At 54.1% G+C, this 18,053-nt stretch carries 13 protein-coding genes; 6 read left to right on the top strand and 7 right to left on the bottom strand.

The annotated features are described in order from the left end of the window. Nucleotides 1-203 precede the first annotated feature (203 nt). Nucleotides 204-593, bottom strand: coding sequence for a hypothetical protein (locus tag GOV79_RS21715; RefSeq protein ID WP_170791723.1), 390 nt, complete (start codon nt 591-593; stop codon nt 204-206). Nucleotides 594-725: 132 nt separating this feature from the next. On the opposite strand from GOV79_RS21715, the gene GOV79_RS21710 reads away from it, so the two are divergent. Beyond that, nucleotides 726-1,613 carry a transferrin-binding protein-like solute binding protein gene (locus tag GOV79_RS21710; RefSeq protein ID WP_170787421.1) on the top strand — a complete coding sequence of 296 codons (888 nt, stop codon included), beginning with the start codon at nt 726-728 and terminating at the stop codon, nt 1,611-1,613. Between the two features lie 144 nt (nt 1,614-1,757). Further along, nucleotides 1,758-2,990: a tetratricopeptide repeat protein gene (locus tag GOV79_RS21705; RefSeq protein ID WP_170791722.1), complete on the top strand. Its 1,233-nt coding sequence runs from the start codon at nt 1,758-1,760 to the stop codon at nt 2,988-2,990. A gap of 637 nt (nt 2,991-3,627) precedes the next feature. Here the strand turns inward: GOV79_RS21705 and GOV79_RS21700 are convergent. The 5 genes from GOV79_RS21700 to GOV79_RS22615 form a co-directional block, all read right to left on the bottom strand. Then, nucleotides 3,628-4,368: a maleate cis-trans isomerase family protein gene (locus tag GOV79_RS21700; protein ID WP_170791721.1), complete on the bottom strand. Its 741-nt coding sequence runs from the start codon at nt 4,366-4,368 to the stop codon at nt 3,628-3,630. Beyond that, nucleotides 4,365-5,432 carry a pyridoxal phosphate-dependent aminotransferase gene (locus GOV79_RS21695; RefSeq protein ID WP_170791720.1) on the bottom strand — a complete coding sequence of 356 codons (1,068 nt, stop codon included), beginning with the start codon at nt 5,430-5,432 and terminating at the stop codon, nt 4,365-4,367. The genes GOV79_RS21700 and GOV79_RS21695 overlap by 4 nt, the downstream gene beginning before the upstream one ends. Further along, nucleotides 5,429-7,081: a hydantoinase B/oxoprolinase family protein gene (locus tag GOV79_RS21690; RefSeq protein WP_170791719.1), complete on the bottom strand. Its 1,653-nt coding sequence runs from the start codon at nt 7,079-7,081 to the stop codon at nt 5,429-5,431. Before GOV79_RS21690 ends, GOV79_RS21695 begins: the two co-directional genes overlap by 4 nt. Then, the gene (locus tag GOV79_RS21685) at nt 7,078-9,177 is read right to left on the bottom strand and encodes a hydantoinase/oxoprolinase family protein (RefSeq protein WP_170791718.1); all 2,100 of its coding nucleotides are present in this window, start codon (nt 9,175-9,177) and stop codon (nt 7,078-7,080) included. The genes GOV79_RS21690 and GOV79_RS21685 overlap by 4 nt, the downstream gene beginning before the upstream one ends. Before the next feature lie 1,202 nt (nt 9,178-10,379). Beyond that, nucleotides 10,380-11,714: a tetratricopeptide repeat protein gene (locus GOV79_RS22615; RefSeq protein ID WP_170791717.1), complete on the bottom strand. Its 1,335-nt coding sequence runs from the start codon at nt 11,712-11,714 to the stop codon at nt 10,380-10,382. A 165-nt stretch (nt 11,715-11,879) separates the two neighbouring features. Between GOV79_RS22615 and gntH the strand changes: the two genes are divergently transcribed. The 4 genes from gntH (at nt 11,880) to GOV79_RS22610 (ending at nt 17,069) form a co-directional block, all read left to right on the top strand. Further along, the gene (gene gntH / locus GOV79_RS21675; protein WP_170791716.1) at nt 11,880-13,211 is read left to right on the top strand and encodes a guanitoxin biosynthesis MBL fold metallo-hydrolase GntH; all 1,332 of its coding nucleotides are present in this window, start codon (nt 11,880-11,882) and stop codon (nt 13,209-13,211) included. Between the two features lie 64 nt (nt 13,212-13,275). Next, complete coding sequence (locus tag GOV79_RS21670) at nt 13,276-14,085, top strand: hypothetical protein (RefSeq protein WP_170791715.1); 810 nt, start codon at nt 13,276-13,278, stop codon at nt 14,083-14,085. Then, nucleotides 13,991-15,805: a hypothetical protein gene (locus GOV79_RS21665; RefSeq protein ID WP_170791714.1), complete on the top strand. Its 1,815-nt coding sequence runs from the start codon at nt 13,991-13,993 to the stop codon at nt 15,803-15,805. The genes GOV79_RS21670 and GOV79_RS21665 overlap by 95 nt, the downstream gene beginning before the upstream one ends. A gap of 4 nt (nt 15,806-15,809) precedes the next feature. Next, nucleotides 15,810-17,069: a HupE/UreJ family protein gene (locus tag GOV79_RS22610; protein WP_170791713.1), complete on the top strand. Its 1,260-nt coding sequence runs from the start codon at nt 15,810-15,812 to the stop codon at nt 17,067-17,069. A 156-nt stretch (nt 17,070-17,225) separates the two neighbouring features. On the opposite strand, the gene GOV79_RS21655 is transcribed toward GOV79_RS22610, so the two are convergent. After that, nucleotides 17,226-17,567 (bottom strand): 5-carboxymethyl-2-hydroxymuconate Delta-isomerase, encoded by a 342-nt coding sequence (locus GOV79_RS21655; protein WP_170791712.1) that lies wholly within the window; start codon nt 17,565-17,567, stop codon nt 17,226-17,228. Nucleotides 17,568-18,053 lie beyond the last annotated feature (486 nt).

Here is an 18,053-nt window from a genome sequence, read left to right as displayed (position 1 = left end):
ACCCCAAGTTCCTAGTCTCGTTCCATGTTCTGATGAACTGGCTGGGGTGGTAGGAATCCTTGCCGTCCGATGAAACCAATAGGCTTTTCCAAGCGATGACCAGAATTGGGGCGGTTTCGGGGGCATTTCGAGGGTGAGTACAGGGCGTTTCTGACTGCGGTATAAGCACAACCCCATGATAGGTGAACCGACACAACACAAAGTTATTTGTACTTAACAACTGTACCTTCGCCGATGCGACCTCCCCAACTCATTGCACGTACTTTGACTTGAGATATGACTACATTGACAACTGCATCCCCGCCCAACTCAGCCGCGCTCTGTCGCAGCCGAGCCTCAACTTGCGTGACGGTCGGATCTTCATTGAACACTGTAGTTTTATTTACTGCCACTTTTATTTCTTGGATCACGGTATATTCCTGAGAGGCCGTTTTGCCGCTAAACAACTCTATCTGTTCCGCTGTTCTAGTCGCACCCGCTGCCGCCGTGATTCCAGAGTTGTTGATCCCATCTTCTTCCCACGTGCTTGAGCAAGCGCCAAGCAACGCAGCTAAACTCAACGCTGCAATCAACTTCAAAGTAGTTGTCTTCATTTGCTTTCCCCCCACCAAGTTCTTTTCTCATCGTACCGTGAGATGCAGCTACCCCCCTTGATCTATGTCAACGATACATTCGAATAAAAATATATATTGAGGTACTTTCGGAGTTTCTTTTGGGAGGAAGAGATGGCTGATCTATTCATATTTCGCACTATTTCTGGAGCATTGGCTTGCACGGCCTTGACGGCTTGTTTGGGCAGCGAAAGCATTGACTCAGGGGCAACCGTTAAGCCGTTTAACGGTTTTTCAAACATTCCCGATAATGGAACGACTGACATAGACGGTCAGGCTGTTACGGCGAACTACGTTGCCGACCCCACTACTGGGGAAGTGGTAATAACTAACCCATCTGGACCGTCACAAAGCACCACCCGCGTAGTCACCAGAAACGGAACGCCAGTTGCATTGACAGCTAGCGCACCTGGATCGTCCGTTTCATTTGATACGAGAAACGGCGACACTAGGATCGATGCTCCATTTGTTACAGGCTATGTAACAGCTGATGGTCAAGATTCCGCGACGTTTATCAATCCCGGACAAGCTGGTTATGAATACCAGACCTATGGTGCATGGGTGACAGGGGCCGGCACAGGCGCAGGAACCGTTGGTGCAGGAAGTTATGGGCTTAAAACAGAAGCTACTGACGTTCCTGTTGGAGTCAGCGCAACATATCAGGGCGTCGGATTGGGAGTGGCTCGTCGTGCAGATGGCCAGCCATACCAAACAGTATCCACGGTCACAGTATCCACGGATTTCAACACTGCAAGCATCGATAGTGCGAACACGGCAGCTGTAAATCTCAACACAGCCGCAACGAGCAGTGCACCGGAACTGGATTTTAGCGGTTCAGGCACGGTTAGCGGCTCAGGGTTCACGGCAACTGTGACGGGAACGGGTACATCTGGCTCTGCACAAGGGCAGTTTTATGGTCCGTCTGCCAACGAAGTTGGAGGCACGTATTCAACTTCCGGTCCGGGTGGAGTCTGGCATATGGGAGCGTTCGGCGGAAATTGAGCAAAGAGCTGAATTGCGGCCAACGCAATACTACTCCGTTGCGAATAGTCATTAGGCATATGTGACACTTCACGCACCGTTCCCAAAAGGCGTGCACAGAGTCATTCAGATCGCAGAAGAAAACAATAATCCAGTGGAGTCGCGATGACTTTTTTGCGGTTGATCGTAGTCTTTTTTCTAACCTTTTGCGTGGTTCCCAGTGGAGCGAATGCATCAACCACCGATCCGGCCGCCACCGATACCAGGTTCAAATCGGGGCTCGCCGCCACTAGCCGCGGTGACTACAGTACAGCAATTGCAATATACCTTAGCATTCTTGCGGAAGATCCTAACCTTACACGTGTGCGCTTGGAGTTGGCGCTGGCTTATTTCCTAAGCGAACAATGGAACCGTTCGCGGTCCGAGTTTTTTAAGGTGCTGTCGGGTGATATTCCGGAGCCTGTTCGACAAAAAGTTCTAACTTTTATTGCAGAAATTGATGCGCGGCGAGGGTTTGAGTTGGATTTTGAGTTTGGGTTAAAAAAATTGGGTTCTACGCGAAACTACGACACAGACCAGATTGAATTAGACTTCTTCGGGATACCTATACCAGCAACTTTAGATCGCTCCAGCAAGACTACATATGGTGTCGGATATTCTGTATCAGCGTTGTGGCGCAAAAGTCTGAACAGGCTTTCAACAAAAGATCGTCGGGTAATTGGCTTCGCAGAGGTGTTCTCATTTGGAGATATTTCAGATGAGAAATCGTTTCGCGACGTGACTTTGGGTGCGCGAGGCGGAGCCCGCTTGGTTTTTCCACGTACAACAGTTGTTTTTAGCCCAGTAGTCTCGACACGCTTCATTGCCGATGAACACTTTGAGGACAGGTTGGGTTTAGAGACTGCGTTCGAGACCAGAAACTCGCAAGCCGTTTCGGTGTTTGGTTCGATTTCAGGGTTTAAATTGAACAATAAATTCGATGATACCTTCAGTGGGCACACAGTGAATGCGAGATTTGGGGTACGGCGTTCATTTTTGGGGCGAAACACTGTTGGAATTGCAATCTTTGCTGAAACCAAATCAACCGATCGCGACATTGATACTTTTGACATCGCAGGTCTGGAGGCTTTTGGCTCGTTTGACGCCGGTGCTGGATTTGTCATTGAACCTCAGGTCTATTTTGCGGTCAAATCGTTCTCTGAGACCAACCCACTTTTCTTCGGCAATCCTGACGAAGATCAGTATGGCCTGCGTCTCAGAATTGAAAAGCGTGACACAATATTAGGGAACGGGCTGATCCCGTACGTTGAGGGCAGTTACAATCGGGTGAAAAGTGGAATTGACGCATTCAGTTATGATGAAACTACGATTGAAGTAGGGCTGACCAACGAATTCTAGTTAGGGAGATTTACTGAACTAAATCAATAATATTGTGTTTCATAAGAAGCTCTGTAAGCAGAGACCATGCCGATCACCTAATTTAGCCCTTTAAGTGCCTACTGAACTGATATTTTTTTCGGCATTTTATTCCGTCACCTAACGTGGTTGTTCCGACAGCTCCGAAAAATGCCCATTTAAGCAAAGAGAAAGCAAAGCGAAGATCCCCCGGCAACCCGCTAAGGGCCGCCGAGGGTTCTTTCTATGAAGGTGGTCTTCGGTCGACGACATAGTCAGCCAACCATTGCCAGTAGGCTTCAGTGTCAGGAAACCCCTGAGCACGAGCAGCCAGATCTTCCGCTGCCCTGCGGGTGCAACCGCCATCGTATTCAGCGATGGCTGCCCGCTCCTCGAACGCATCAATGTCCGGGAAACTCATACCGGAAGCCGTATCTGGTCAACGATCGACCGGCGTTGCTCGTCACTGATCCCAGCCGAGTAAATCCCGTAGGTGATCCCGTTCTCCGACCGTGCCGATTGGTGACCGACCAGAGAAGCAGTGAAGTGCTCCGGAACACCTGTCCGTTCGCACTAAGGCTTGTAACAGAGCCAAAGTGGCGCCTCCACCTAGCGCGCGTAACTCTGTGTCCATGCCAACCTACAGCAGATCAAACAACCGGCCCGGCTCGTTGCCTCGACGCGGCAGTTTCAACGCACGCATCACCGAAAATATCATCGCCTGATTGGAGGTGACTACTGGTTTATCCAGCGCAACCTCGATGCGTTCAACAGCTTCGACTGATCGCATGTCGGTGCAGCTGAGAACGATTGCGCGCGCATCGGGGTGATCGGCCTGACAGGCCAGATCGAACACTTCGTCCGGGGTCAGCTCGCCTTGCCCATAGTTGCCCAGCTCGCGACCTACATCGGCACATTTGACGGTTGCGATCTGGTTGTGCGCTAGAAACTCCATTGCCTGCAAGTTGATCTCGCCCAGATAGGGCGAAGAGAAACCGATCTTGGTCACACCAAGCGCCTGAATCGCGGCCACAAGCGCCCCTGCCGCCGTGAAAGACAAGGCACCCGATACCTCTTTGATTTCGCGTGCCAAGTCGGCGTCAAAGGATGGTCCATGGGTCAAAGTTGCCGAGGTGCAGCCATAAAGCACAACATCGGGGCGCACGCCTGAGATCATTCGCAGATCATGGCTGATATCCGAAGCACCCAGCCCAGCCATTTGTTCCGTGCCGGGGATCTGATCCACGTCATAGCCGCCTATGCGTTGAAAATGGATGGTAGTATCCGGCGACCGCATCAACTCCATATCCGGTTCCAGATTGGTGTTGGTGAAAGGCACCAGGACGCCGATTTTGGCCCGCCGGCGGGTTTCGTAGCTCATGACAACACCCCTTTCAGCACCTTCAGGCAGCGATCCATGACCGATACCTCACAGATCGTGGCGCGTAGGCAGTCGTTGAGGCCATAGCCACCCATGCCGCGCATCATCAGATTTTCGGCCCGCAGGGCCGCATCCGCACGTTGCGCCTCTTCATCCGAGGCAAAGCGCAGCAGAACAAAGTTGGTGTTACTTTCCGGGACGTTCAGGCCCATTGCGCGGCAGTCTTCAGTAAACTTGTCGCGGATTTCGGCGGTCCGTTTGACCACATTTTGCATATGCGCCTGATCCCGCATGGCGGCGGCGGCGGCGGTCTGTGAGGCAATCGAGATGTTGTTGGGATTTAGAAGCTTGCGCATCACACCCGAGATTTCGGTTGGGAAGTAGCCCCATCCAACGCGCGCGCCTGCCATACCGTAGGCCTTGGAGAATGTACGCATGACCACGGTATCGCCGCGGTTTGTCAGGGCGAATATTTCGGTGGGGTCATGGGCATCATCGGAAAACTCGGCATAGGCCTGATCCACGACCAGCAGAATATCTTTAGGCAATCCGTCCCGCAGTCGCAGAACCTCGGAATTGGGGATCAAAGTGCCGGTCGGGTTGCCGGGATTGCAAATAAAGACGATCCGGGTCTCGGGCATCACCGTGGCCAGGATGCCGTCGACGGAGACGGTCAAGTCGAGCTCGCGGGCCTTGACGTAATCAGCCTGCACCTGCGCCGCTGCCGTGGACACAAACGCGTATCCGAAGTCTGTGCCCAGTACCTGGTCACCGAGGCCTGCATAGGCCCGGATCAGGCAACCGATTAACTCCATCGAGCCTCCGCCGCACAGTATCCGTGCCGGGTCCAGCCCGTGCACATCTGCAATTGCAGCACGCAGATCGGGCCATTCCGGGTCGGGATATAGCGGCAGATTGGTCATTGCCGCTTGCCCAGCTGCGATTGCGTTAGGGCTTGCGGCAAAGGCGCTTTCGTTCTGGGCCAGTGAGATGACGCCCGCGCCACCCAGATCAGCCAGCGCATAGGCCGTCATCGCATCCACATGGGGAACCGGGCGGATCATGCGTCACCTCCATAGGCTTTGGCACCCTCAGCGGTGACCAGACCGCGTTTGAGGTCCAGCGCCAGCGCATCGGGGTCACGGTCAGTAGGGGCGCCGAACCCGCCACCGCCGGGGGTGTCGAAGATCAGGTAATCGCCGCCTTCGACGCGTAGCTCTCCCTTGCCCGGGAGGTCGTTGTCGCCGTCGCGGAAACGGATGCGTCCTGGCGCGCCGGGCTGCCCGCCCATGCGGCCAAGGGCGGGAAACTTCAGCCGTTCAACCGATAGGAATACGATGAACGGCGCGTCATTGGACGAGGTCATCTCGATCCGCTGCCCGAGACCGCCGCGATACTTGCCCGCGCCGCCAGAATCGGGGCGCAGTTCACGTCGCCAGATGGTCACCGGTGCCACACTCTCGGTAATCTCGACTTGACTGCCAAACACCCCCGAGGGGTAGGCGGTGGCTGACAGCCCATCCGCATGAGGCCGCGCGCCGGTGCCGCCATTATGAACCGGCTCAATCGCAAACTCGCGGCCACCGTCGCGGGCAACTTCGGGAGCGTGACGCATGGGCAGGTCAAACATGCAGCTTGCACCCTCAGCCGGGACCGCGTCGGGTAAGGCCTGATGCAGACAACCCAGCACAAGATCGGGGGTGACCTGACCCAGCGTGTGCCTCATCGCCACTGGAACCGGACGTTGGGCGTTTAGAATGCAACCCTTAGGGCCGTCCACGGTAAACGGTTCCAGCGACCCGGCATTATTGGGGATATCCGGACCAACGATGCAGCGCAGCGCGAATACGGTATAGGCGGTGGCATAGTTGAGCGGCACGTTTATGCCTTTGCGCGAACAGCCTGAAGTGCCGGTGAAATCCACATGCATGCCCGACTTGCTGACGGTGAGTGTCGCTTGCATCACCAGCTCATTTTCGTAGCCGTCCATCTTCAGGACGTTCTTGTATACGCCTTCCGGCACCTCGGCGATTGCCTCAAGCGTGCCATGGCGCGACGTGTCGATGATATAGCTGCCCAAGCGGTCCAGATCGTCGATGCCAAACTCGTCCATCATCTCGACCAGCCGGGTCACGCCGGTCTCGCAACAAGCGATCAGCGCATAGATGTCGCCTTCGTTTGCAATCGGCTCGCGGCTGTTGGCGCGAATGATATTTAACAGCAGGGCGTTTGGAGTGCCTTCTTCGACCAGTTTGCAAGGGGGGATCAGAAGCCCCTCGTCATAGATATCCGACCCTTCGGGCCCCATTCCAAGACCACCCAGATCGACCAGATGCGAGGTGCACGAGGTATAGCCCACGACCTTGCCGTACTTGAACGCCGGCATCATCAGCAGAAAGTCGTTCAGATGCCCCGAGGCAAGCCAGGGATCATTGGTCATGTAGATGTCGCCGGGTCTCATGGTCTGCTCCGGGAAATGCTCACGCAGATGCATAACTGCCGCAGCCATGGTGTTGATATGTCCCGGTGTGCCGGTGACGGCCTGCGCCAGCATCCGGCCCTGCTCGTCGAAAATCCCGGCAGAAATGTCGCCGCACTCGCGTACGATTGGCGAAAACGCCGCTCGGATCAGGGTCTGCCCCTGTTCTTCGACCACCGCCAGCAGTCGGTTCCACATCACTTGCAGGTGGGCCGGAGAAAGATCGGCAGTCATAAAGCGCCTCCTGTCTGGTCATGGATCAGGACAAGATTCCCAATTGCGTCTACATGCGCCGAGAAATCAGCCGAGACCAGCGTGGTGGTTTGCGGTTCATAGATCAGTGCGGGGCCGGGAACGAAATCACCAGGTTTCAGATCCGCGCGCGCAACAAAGGCCGCGTCTTTCAAAACACCGTCAACATCGCAGGTAATGAGTCGCCATTCGGCCACGTTAAAGGCACGGCGATCAGGTGTTTCCGGCATCGGAGGCACATCGCTGTTTGGGGTTGCGACCCGAACGGCCCAGTTGAGAATCTCGATCGCCATTCCCGGCACAGGGCGCGAGAATTGTTTGCGATATTCATCCTCGAACGCGGCGGTTAGGCGGATGATGTCATCCGCCCCCAATGCACGGTCTGGGAGCGTGATTTCTATCTCGTGCCCCTGACCACTATAGCGCATGAAGGCGGTCCGCCGGGTTTCGGTCGCCGTACCGCTGGCACCCTGGGCCACGACCTCCTTTGCCTCGGCAATCATTGTTTCGAAAAGGTCGTTCACGCCATCTATATCCATGCTGTTGAGCAGGGAGTAGCGTGAGCGGACGATCTCAAACGACACAGGTGCGAACAGGAAACCAACTGCGGACCCAACGCCCGGGTTAGGCGGGATCACGATGCGCGACACACCGGCAGAGCGTGCAACGCGACTGGCATGCAGCGGACCGTTGCCACCGAATGCGATCATAGTACGCGGGCCCAGATCCTTGCCCGATTCCACCGCATGCATGCGCCCGGCGCTAGCCATGCTTTCGTCTACGATGCGACTGACCCCATCTGCCGAGCCTACGGCATCCAACTCCAACCTTTCACCGATCACTCGGGTCAGGGCAGCCTTGGAGGCATCCGGATCAAGCTGGATTTGCCCTTCGGCGAATGTATCTGGCGCGATATAGCCTAACGTAATGTCGCTGTCAGTCACGGTCGGCTCAGTGCCGCCCCGGCCAAAGGCGACCGGGCCGGGTTCCGATCCGGCGGATTTCGGGCCGACAGTCAGACGGCCCAGACGGTCGACACCGGCGATGGATCCGCCGCCCGCGCCGATCTCGATCATCTCGACCACCGGGATGCGCACCGGCATGCCTGATCCCTTGATGAAACGTTCCGCCCGCGCGATCTCGAACTGGCGCGAGGTCTGGGGCCGGGCATTGTCGATCAGGCACAGCTTGGCGGTCGTGCCGCCCATGTCAAAGGACAGAACATCGCCAATCCCGGCCCGCGCCGCGATGCGCGCGGCAAGGATAGCGCCCCCTGCAGGACCGCTTTCCACCAGCCGGATCGGGAATCGGGTGGCAGTCCGCTCGGTGCACATGCCGCCTCCGGCGGTCATCATCAGGATCGGGCATGTCACGCCCTCGGCTTCGAACCGGGTGACGAACCGGTTAATATAGCTTTCCATCAGCGGCTGAATATAGGCATTGGCAACAGTGGTGCAGAGTCGGTCGAACTCGCGCGCCTCGGGACTTACTTCGGACGAGATTGAGACCGTCAGGTCCGGGCGTCTTTCGGCCAGAATGTCACGCAGGCGGCGCTCGTGCTCGGGATTGGCATAGGCATGCATCAGGCAGATCGCGACCGCCTCGGCACCGCTGACGTATAGATCAGCCATCAGCGCATCAATCGCGTCGTCGTCGAGAGGGATCAGGACGCTGCCGTCTGCCGCCATACGTTCCCGAACGGTCAGCGCCCGTTCACGTGGTACTAGCAAATCGGGCTTCTCCAAGTTGATGTCATACTGCGAATAGCGCCGCTCGTACGCGATCTCCAGGATGTCCCGGAAGCCTTCAGTCGTCACTGTCGCCACAACCGCGCCGCGTCGTTCAATCAACGCATTGGTTGCCAGTGTTGTGCCGTGGATGAAGCCTGTCACATCGCTCAACGCGCGCCCGGACTGGGCGATGACGCGCTGCGCGCCTTCCATCGCCCCATCTGCGGGGTTTTGGTGGGTGGTCAAAGTCTTGGTCGAGGCAACAATGGTCTCGTCGCCGGATACAAGCACCGTATCCGTAAATGTGCCACCAGTATCAATGGCTAAGCGCAAGCGTTGAGCGGTCACGTGGTATTCCAAATTCGCCTGAGTTCGTGCAGATAGAGCGCCCTTTCGGGTGATCACATCCGTTGCGGAACAAGGTTACAGCCGGTGGCACGGCGGTCCAGACGTTTTGTAGTACGATTCCGGTTCATTTTTCGAGCTTGCCCAGCTTTCGACAAGAGACAAGCGCGTTCGCGACAAAAAGGCCTGCAAGCGACAAGAATTATCGCTGCAGGCCAAGAAAGCTACCGGTGTCAGACCGTCGGACGGGAAATACGCTATTAGGCAAACCAACAACGCTCGTGAGCTTTGGCAACATCCATTTCCCTATTTGCGGCGATACTGCCCTGCGTCAGAGTGCTGCTGACACTCATGATGTGGTTGGCAATCATCGGGACAAGCGCACCGCCGTCATCATTGACCAGCTTTTTCGCTTCGGAATTCAGCTTCGACTCTGTCGCAAACTTTTGATTGTCGACGGTCTCGTGACTGAACGGTGAATGACTTCAGGCCTTGACCAATTGAAAACCCAATCATGAATTCACCGCTACGAGATTTAACCAGCAGTGAACGTCGGTTGGCTGCGAGTGCTATGGGTCCTCAATCTCCCCTACAACCTCCTCCTCCCTCTATATATTGTGGATCAGAAACGAGGATACTCGGGCTTCTCTATTCTCCGGTTTCTGTTCACTACATATACCTATTCCCCGCCCCCATAGGACCCCTGTTAAAAAATTCATGAAAGACGAGAGGTCAGAGGGTGCCAGAACAGCCGAGGCATAAACGGGCATTTCTCGGAGAGTTGAGCCCCTGTGGCATGCCGCCGTTCCATGTATGATTGAACTGGCTGGGGTTGTAGGACACCTTTCGAGACCACTAGAGACCCGTTCACAGGCTCTGGCTCGGTCACCGACTAGTCGTTCCGGGCTCTGGCGGGTGGTCGCTGGTACTGGCGAGGGTGCTGTTTAAAGGCTAAGGCGGAGCGATCTTTCATTCCTAGTACAGCGAATGGCTGTTGAGAGCCCAAAGATACCGGTTTCTGCAGTCCGCACTGGCGACGGCATTGCGCAAGAAAGCAAATTTTACGCAATCTGAGAAGACGTCGCTTACCTTGCTTCCCACTATCGATCTCAACTTCGCGCTGGTTTTAGGAATTTTGACCGGAGGACCTGCGCCAGCGGAGATTTTTTCGACCTTCGTATTCCGCCCCGCTGTTGTGCGCGATTCTATCGCATTGGGCTAACCCAGCCTTGTTTTCGTAACTCGCGTAGCACGGCCTCTGCGTTCTCGACATCTTTGTGGATACTTTTGAGCATCGCATCTATCGGTGCTTCCGGCCATGCGCGCTCAAGTTCAGCCAGTTTGGCTTTAGCCGCATAGTCTTGCCCCATAGCTGACAACGCTGCCGTTACATAAGCTAGTGAAGGAGCGCTGAGTGGATCGCCAAGTTGCTTTGCCTCTTCAAAGCGCTCTACCGTTGTTTGATATTCACCCAGATGAAAATACGTCGCGCCGGAAATGTTTCGATTTGCAAATCTTTGGTTGCTGGAATCCAGCAGAGATAGCCTGTCTGCTGTTTCAATAGCTTCTTCGAATTCGCCTGAAAACATGGCCACCGCGCCAAGAAAGTCGAGGACTGCTCCATCATTCGGATCAAGTTTTGATGCGCGTCTACTGAGTTGCAGCGCAGCCTCATAATCGCGATTGGCAAAACTGGCCCAGCTTTTAGCAGACTGGCTCCAGGCTTGATCTGGGGCAAGGCTTACCGCCTGGTTCGCCAGCTTCATAGCGGCTTCAGCGTATTCGGTCTTGGCATCGGATGGCGGAGTTATCACCGCAAGTGACGCGAGTGCCTGCGCTGCACCGGCATATCCAGCGAAATATTCTGGGTCGATCTCGATCACGCCCTCAAACACAGACAGAACAAGTAGCTGCCGCTGTCGGTCGAAGATCGGAAATATCATTGTCCGCGCTTGTTGCGCCAAATTGAATGCTTGTAACGCGGCTAGGGATTTCTCGTAAATTGCCGCGCGCTGCAAGTATGCGTCCGTGTCAGTTTCTGATGAACCACTCACTTCAGCAAAAGCAGTTTCCTGTCCATCTTGGGCAAGACCAACTGCGACCAACGCGCCAACGACGGCCCCTATGGCGAACGCCCCTAAGGGTAGTCCAATGCGTTTGGTTTTTGTTGAGATTGATACTGAACTGGTTTCTGAGACAGTTTCGAACCGCGGCCTATATCCGCCGCTGTCTACACACAGTCTTACCGGATCATCCCTACCGATACCCTCGTAATGCAGTTCCAAGAACTGACGAAGTCGACGTGCATCGACGCGAACGATATTTTCCGGGTCGGTCCCCTCTGAGGTATCGCGGTCATAAACATCTTGGGCGATAGTCTTGCTGCGAATTTGATCTCCCCGACCAGCGAGATCTTCTTCGACGATGTACGTCAGGAACGCCTGAAGCCTATCGGATCCATCCAGATGAGCGTCAGCAATCAACCTGCCGAGGGCAGCGCGCTTCTCGCCGTCCGAGATGTTGTCAGATTGCCGTACCACATTCGTATTTTTGCATTTATTGGCATGTGAGTCACCCCGTTATTCACCGTGAGTCACTTACGTGAAAGTCCCCTAAACCCTAAACTTTTAACCAAAACAGCGAGCCGGAGCGCGAAACTCCGCATTCCCAGCTTGCCAATCTACTAAGCGACTGGAGGATGACACATGGCCAAACGTATGAACTACAGAAGTCTCGGCAAGCACTTCGTATGTGGAGCGATAATTGGCGCTTGGGCTGTTTCTCCACAAGCTGTCACTGAAGCAGTCATGGAGTTAATTGCGCCTTCGGCTGTATACGCGCAGGAAACAGAAGAAGTTTCTCCTACGATGGTGCGTGATCGCCCTCGCGATGTGTACTACCCCAATACCGAAGATCTCGCTGAAGACGAGATGCGGGTCATCGCGTGTGGAACCGGAATGCCTACTACGCGGGCTGCTCAGGCTGCTGCGTGTTTCCTTGTGGAATTGGGCAACGGAGACAAGTTCTTGTTCGATATTGGCTCGGGATCGGCCGAGCGAATTTCTTCCCTGCAAATCCCGTATAATTATTTGGACAAGGTCTTCATCGGCCATCTTCATACCGACCATTTCGGCGCGTTGCATGACCTGTTCATCGGTGGCGCATTGATGGGGCGGAATATTCCGCTACGGGTTTGGGGCCCAAGTGGACCATCAGAAGAACTTGGCACTGCTTATGCACTAGATCATATGCAAAAGATGCTCACATGGGACCTAGCAGGCCGTGCAGGAGTCACTGATTTCCGCGGTTATTCAATGGAGGTTAATGAGTTCGATTACAGGTTAGAGAACGAGGTAATTTACGAAGAAAATGGCGTCCAAATTCGTACTTTTCCAGCCATCCATTCAATTGATGGTGCAATCAGCTACGCACTGGAATGGAATGGTTTAAAATTTGTTTTTAGCTCAGACACTTATCCGAACAAGTGGTTCAAGGAGTACGCTAAGAACGCAGACCTCGCCATCCATGAATGCTTCGTAGCGGTTCCCGACCTTGTAGCAAAGATGGGTTTCACACCCGAGTCCGCTTTATTGGTTGGAACTCAAGTACATACGGCGCCCGAAGCCTTCGGAAAAGTCATGAGCGATATCGAACCACGAATGGCGGTCGCCTATCATTTCTTCAATGACTTCGACACTTCTAACAATGTATTCGAGCGCATACGCAGCACTTATGATGGTCCGCTAAGTCTGGCAGATGACTTCATGGTTTGGAATGTCACGAAAGACGCGATTACGGTTCGGATGGCAGCAACGGAAGAGCACACTTGGGCACCGCCTCTCGCTGCACCAGCTGAGCCGCCAAACCCTGCTGACAAGACCGCTTATGCGGAAAAGGTTGGACTTTCTCCAGAAGTAATGGAGTTCTCAGAGTTCACAAAGGGTGGTTTTGACGACGTAGACGACGTTTTGCGACCCATCTACGAAGAAGCTTCGGAAGCGTTAGGCCAAGAGTTCTTGTATCCGGGCGATGAATAAAGTCAAATTTGACCGGCGCGTCTTAATAACGCGCCGGTTCTTTTAATTCTGATCGGAAATCTCTATGCAACATACCTCATTGATTACTCGCTATTTGGTCTGCGTTGGATGGTCGCTTGTCGCTATATCCAACGCAGCAAACGCCCAGTCACTTGCACGTTCTGAAGATGATGACGGCGGTTGGCGACACTCAATCACGCCCTATTTGTTTCTTCCGCTCAGCACGACGGGCACATCAACTATAGATGGAACCAGCGTCGATTTCGACTTGAACCTGAGCGAGGTGCTGGATGTGTTGCAAGGCGCAGCTTCAGTACGTTACGAGGGCTGGAACGGCGACTTCGGGATCATTTCAGAAGTTTACTACGTAAAGCTTGGCGGAGATGGAACTCTACCCGGTGGCAGGGTGGACGTTGATGTTGATGTCCGGCAGACCTTTGCCAACGTGCAGGGCGCTTACCGGTTTGCGAACGGAGTAAATGCCTCGGGCCAACGCTATGCAGCGGATGCCGCAATTGGTGTTCAGTGGAACCGGATCAAACAGGAAATCGACTTTGCAGGCCCCGGCCCAGGTATGACGTTGGGTGGGACAGAAGAATGGCTCGAACCAATGATCGCACTTCGATATATCTCGGAAATCAACGACAAATGGAATTTCGCCAGCCGGGCTGAACTGAGTGGTTTCGGTGTGAATGGCGATGACCTGCAATACCTGGTTGTGGCTGGGTTTGACTGGAAAGGCTGGGAAAACACGTCTCTGCGGTTTGGCTATCAGTTCTATGGAATCGACTTTTCCACCGACCGTTCGGATGGGGAGTTTGCCTATGATGTGGACCAGAATGGTATCTATGCTGCCGTCGCGTTTCATTTCTAAGATTGGCGAACGCAGCAAAACATGGGTTTGGGTGGGCTCGTCGCTTGCGAGTATCGCGTTTGGCGCAAGCCAATCGATTGCGGATCTCGTGTCTCCCTACGGCGGAGAAACCGCGCCGAACTTTGTTGAGCTTTCGGTGCAGCCTGATCATGTGCGGGTTCTCCTTGAGGTCGATTTGAACGACTATCCCATATTCGTCATTCCAGATGATGGTTCGGGTACGTCGCTGGCTGAGCGTACAGGTCAGAACATTCAGGTTTGGGCAGACGATGTGGAACTGTCCAACACAACGAATACGATTGATGTGCGCCCCAGAATTTCTCGGCAAACGGCAGCGAGCGCTCTGTATCGACCGCGACCGCGTAGCGAAAATGTCGTCTACGTGGACATGGAGTTTCCGTTCAATGGCAAGCCGGAACAGATCACGTTCATTCCCCCCCTAAGTCCAGACGGGATTCCCTTGGCTTCACTTGGCGTCGTGGCCGAGCATATGGGCGTTCCAGTGACAGACTATCGTTACCTTTCTCAGGCTGAGACGATGCTGCCAGATTGGGAAGACCCTTGGTTCAGCAAGTTTGAGAATCCAAACCTCACTCGCCACCACAAATCCCCGATGATGTCTTTTCTTGCCATGGAACCGCGTGTCGTCCAGCACGAGGTCATATTGCGTTTGAAAGACCTTGAGACTTGGGTGGACTTGGGCTTTGGAGATGCTGACCGACTGACCAGAGATGATGTCATCAAGATCAAGTCTGACGTCTCGGACTTTTTTGAGACGAGAAACCCTCTCGCCGTCGATGGCAAGCCGATGAAACCGGAAACGGTGCAGGTCTCGCGTATCAAAGTTGGTGCCGAAGGTTTGCGTGTTCTTCCGGATCAAGCCGAGGCAAACCGAAAGACGATGTTACTGGGCGTCGTCCTTTCCTATCCGGTTTCGACTTTGCCGAACCGAGTTGATCTGGCATGGGAGCTTTTCCCAGTTGGTTTGGATGTTATTCCGATCACCCTTTCAGATCCGGCAGGGGCGGTCCCCTCGCAGATTTATGCATCCGATCCCGTTGTAAGTTGGAACAATTACCTGACAACTTGGACCAACCCAAAGACAAGCCCAGTCGTCGTCAAAGTCGCGGCTGCAACACAGGTGCCCTCGCTTGCGTTCGGCTTGAGTTTTCTGTGTTTGATATGCGCCTATTTCTCGTTGCAGCGCACAAACGGCCAGCGTCTGATCTTGCTTGGCCTGAGCGGGGCATTCGGTGCCGCCGCGATTGTCACATACTCGCTGAACAACCCGTCGTCAGCGCCTGAGTCGGATGAAATCGCATCGCGTCAAATCGTGGAAGGGCTGGTGGCCAATATCGGAACCACGATGCTTGAGACGCGGGATGATAGTGCCTTAGCGGCGATGGAGACATATGTCGAAGCAACTAATCGCGTCAAGGTTCAAGCAGAAATGCGTCGTGGTTTGTCAGTTACGTTACCCTCTGGCGCCATGGCTCGCGTCGAAGCGATTTCAGACCTGAATGTCGAGAGTTTCACGCCCGGCGAAGAAAGAAATCGGCATCAGGCCCTGGCGAGTTGGACAGCTCGCGTAAGCGGAGGTCATTGGGGGCACCTGCATAGGCAAGCGGTTTCTTATCGTGGCTTGCTCGACGTTTCGCGGCATGGCGACCAATGGATGCTTGACGACCTGACGATTATCAGCGCCAAAACAGGAGGGTAATTCAGTGGTTGTCGCCAGGTTGTTTTTTGCCTCGTTCTTGTTTGCCACGATCCTTTTGTGCGCGGGCAGAGCAGAAGCGCATTTCAATCTAAACCAGAATGTTCGCATTCACCATGTGTCCCACTCGGAAGATGGCCTTGATGTCTATTTACGCCTTCCGATGCCTTATTTGGTGGCGGAACTCGTCGGTACCGAGGGCCCGGACGGTTTGCCCAAACCAGCTCCATACACATACAATCAGATCGAAGATGGCGTGCTCATGCACTACTTGGATCAAGCCGCGTTGCACAAAGATCCAACCGGCTTGGCTCGTATTGCTGAAAACTTCCTTGTGCTGTCTATCGACGGTCATCGACAAACCCCCGAAATCTTCTCGATAAGACTGCATCCTTTGGGGCAGGAACCTGGATTTGCTACGCTCAATGAGGCACGCTCGGCACTTGCGCCTAGGGACGTTTCTACAATCAATGAGGAGATTTATGTTGGCGAGGTGATGGTTGACGTGCACCTGCGCTTTGTGACGGGAGAGGTAGGAGCATACAGTTTGTCCTATACGTCATATCCGGGGCTTCCTGGACAAGATGACACGGCGAACTTGATCCTCGACTATAACGGGCAGGATGTTCGAACATATCGTGCGCGGGGTTTGATGCATACCCCGGTCGAAATATCCGGATCAGCGACCGCAGCCGTTTCGACCTTTTTTGCTGAGGGAATTCGGCACATTTTGGAAGGTCCCGATCATGTTTTGTTTGTGCTTTGCATGATCATCGGTGCGCTAAACTTGCACAGCCTTCTTGCCCGCGTCACAGGCTTTACCTTGGGCCACACGGTGACACTGATTTTGGGTTTTTTTGGTTTCGCGCCGAGCGGAGCATGGTTCATCCCAACCGTCGAATTGGCAATAGCGCTTTCGATAATCTACGCAGCTGCAATGGCGGTTTGGCCACCTGAGAAAGGACATGGCGACCTGAAGGCCTTTGCCATCACGTCCGGGATTGGTTTGCTGCACGGGTTCGGCTTCTCCTTCATGTTGCACCAAATTCTACGTGTCGATGCACCAAACGTTTGGCACAGCTTGCTAGCTTTCAACGTTGGAGTAGAGGTTGGACAAATCATAATCGTTTTATTGGTCTGGCCGTTGGTTTTGTTGCTGCGCAAACAACCAGGGCGTATCTGGGTTGGTTCTCGCACTGTTGTTGCTGCGTGCGCAAGTCTGGTCGCAATGGTTTGGGTAGTGGAACGGGCAGAGTTTTTTCTCTGACCACTAGTATGAGTATGTTGTGCGGCTTTGAACAGTATGCGGACCTTCACTTAGATTTGTTGAACGTCAACTTCGTTCGCGCAGCAGACATTCACTGAATTCTGCCGAACGTCTGCACCGAGCCCATTGCTGCCAAGCTTCGGCATCAGCCAGGGTTTACAGTAAGCGCTTAGCATACGAGGCAAGAGTCATTTCGACGTCTTGAACCGTTATGCTCCCAACATCAGGGAGAACCTTCCTCAGTAAATCGGCAATTGTTGTGTTGAGTTGTGCTCGGGTCAATTCGTCGCGACCGTCCATAAGTAAGAGAGTTGCATGAACGAACGTCTGAGGTTCGGTCCCAATACGGAAGAACTCCACTGAAGTTGCTCGAATTTTTATTGTTGGTGGATCAAATACATCCTGATCAGCGAGGACGTCATACAATTGGTCGCACACCGACTGAATATCATAAGTTTTTTCAAGACCTTTAGAAAATTCCATCGAAACGTGAGGCATGAAGAGTCCTTTTGCTATGAACGACCATCTGTAGAGTCAGCTTGACCGCAGAAATACGTTTACCCTGACAGATTGCACTATGACATCAGAAACGTCCGCAAAGTCCGCAAAGTGGCTGCTCACGAAGTTTCGACGAACGACCGCCCTGAGCCCCCAGCCGACTTGCCAATTTCTCGTTGAGCGCGTTCGCAGCACGAAAATCGCTGCAAGTGCGCTGTCTTCGGTACTGCAACGCGACGAAGATATCCGCCGTTCGTAGGCGGTGCTGAGAAATTTGGAGGCCAAAGATCAAGTTGCGGGACACATTAGACTTTCGCGACTGCACAAGGCGTGACCGCTTAGCGCCTGTCTTCGACCTTGGCGTTGGGATATCTAAATTCCCCCAGCCCTAATTTAGCTTATGCTTCCCAAGGAGGCTTCCTGAGTGCCGGATCATAGCTTCCCTCGATCAAGTCGAACTGCACATCCGCTTTGTCGTAAACACTC

Origin of the sequence: Ruegeria lacuscaerulensis, from assembly GCF_013034745.1 — a bacterium.
GTDB lineage: Bacteria > Pseudomonadota > Alphaproteobacteria > Rhodobacterales > Rhodobacteraceae > Ruegeria > Ruegeria lacuscaerulensis_B.
Note: the sequence above shows the minus strand (reverse complement) of the source record. Positions and strands in the feature narration are given on the sequence as shown.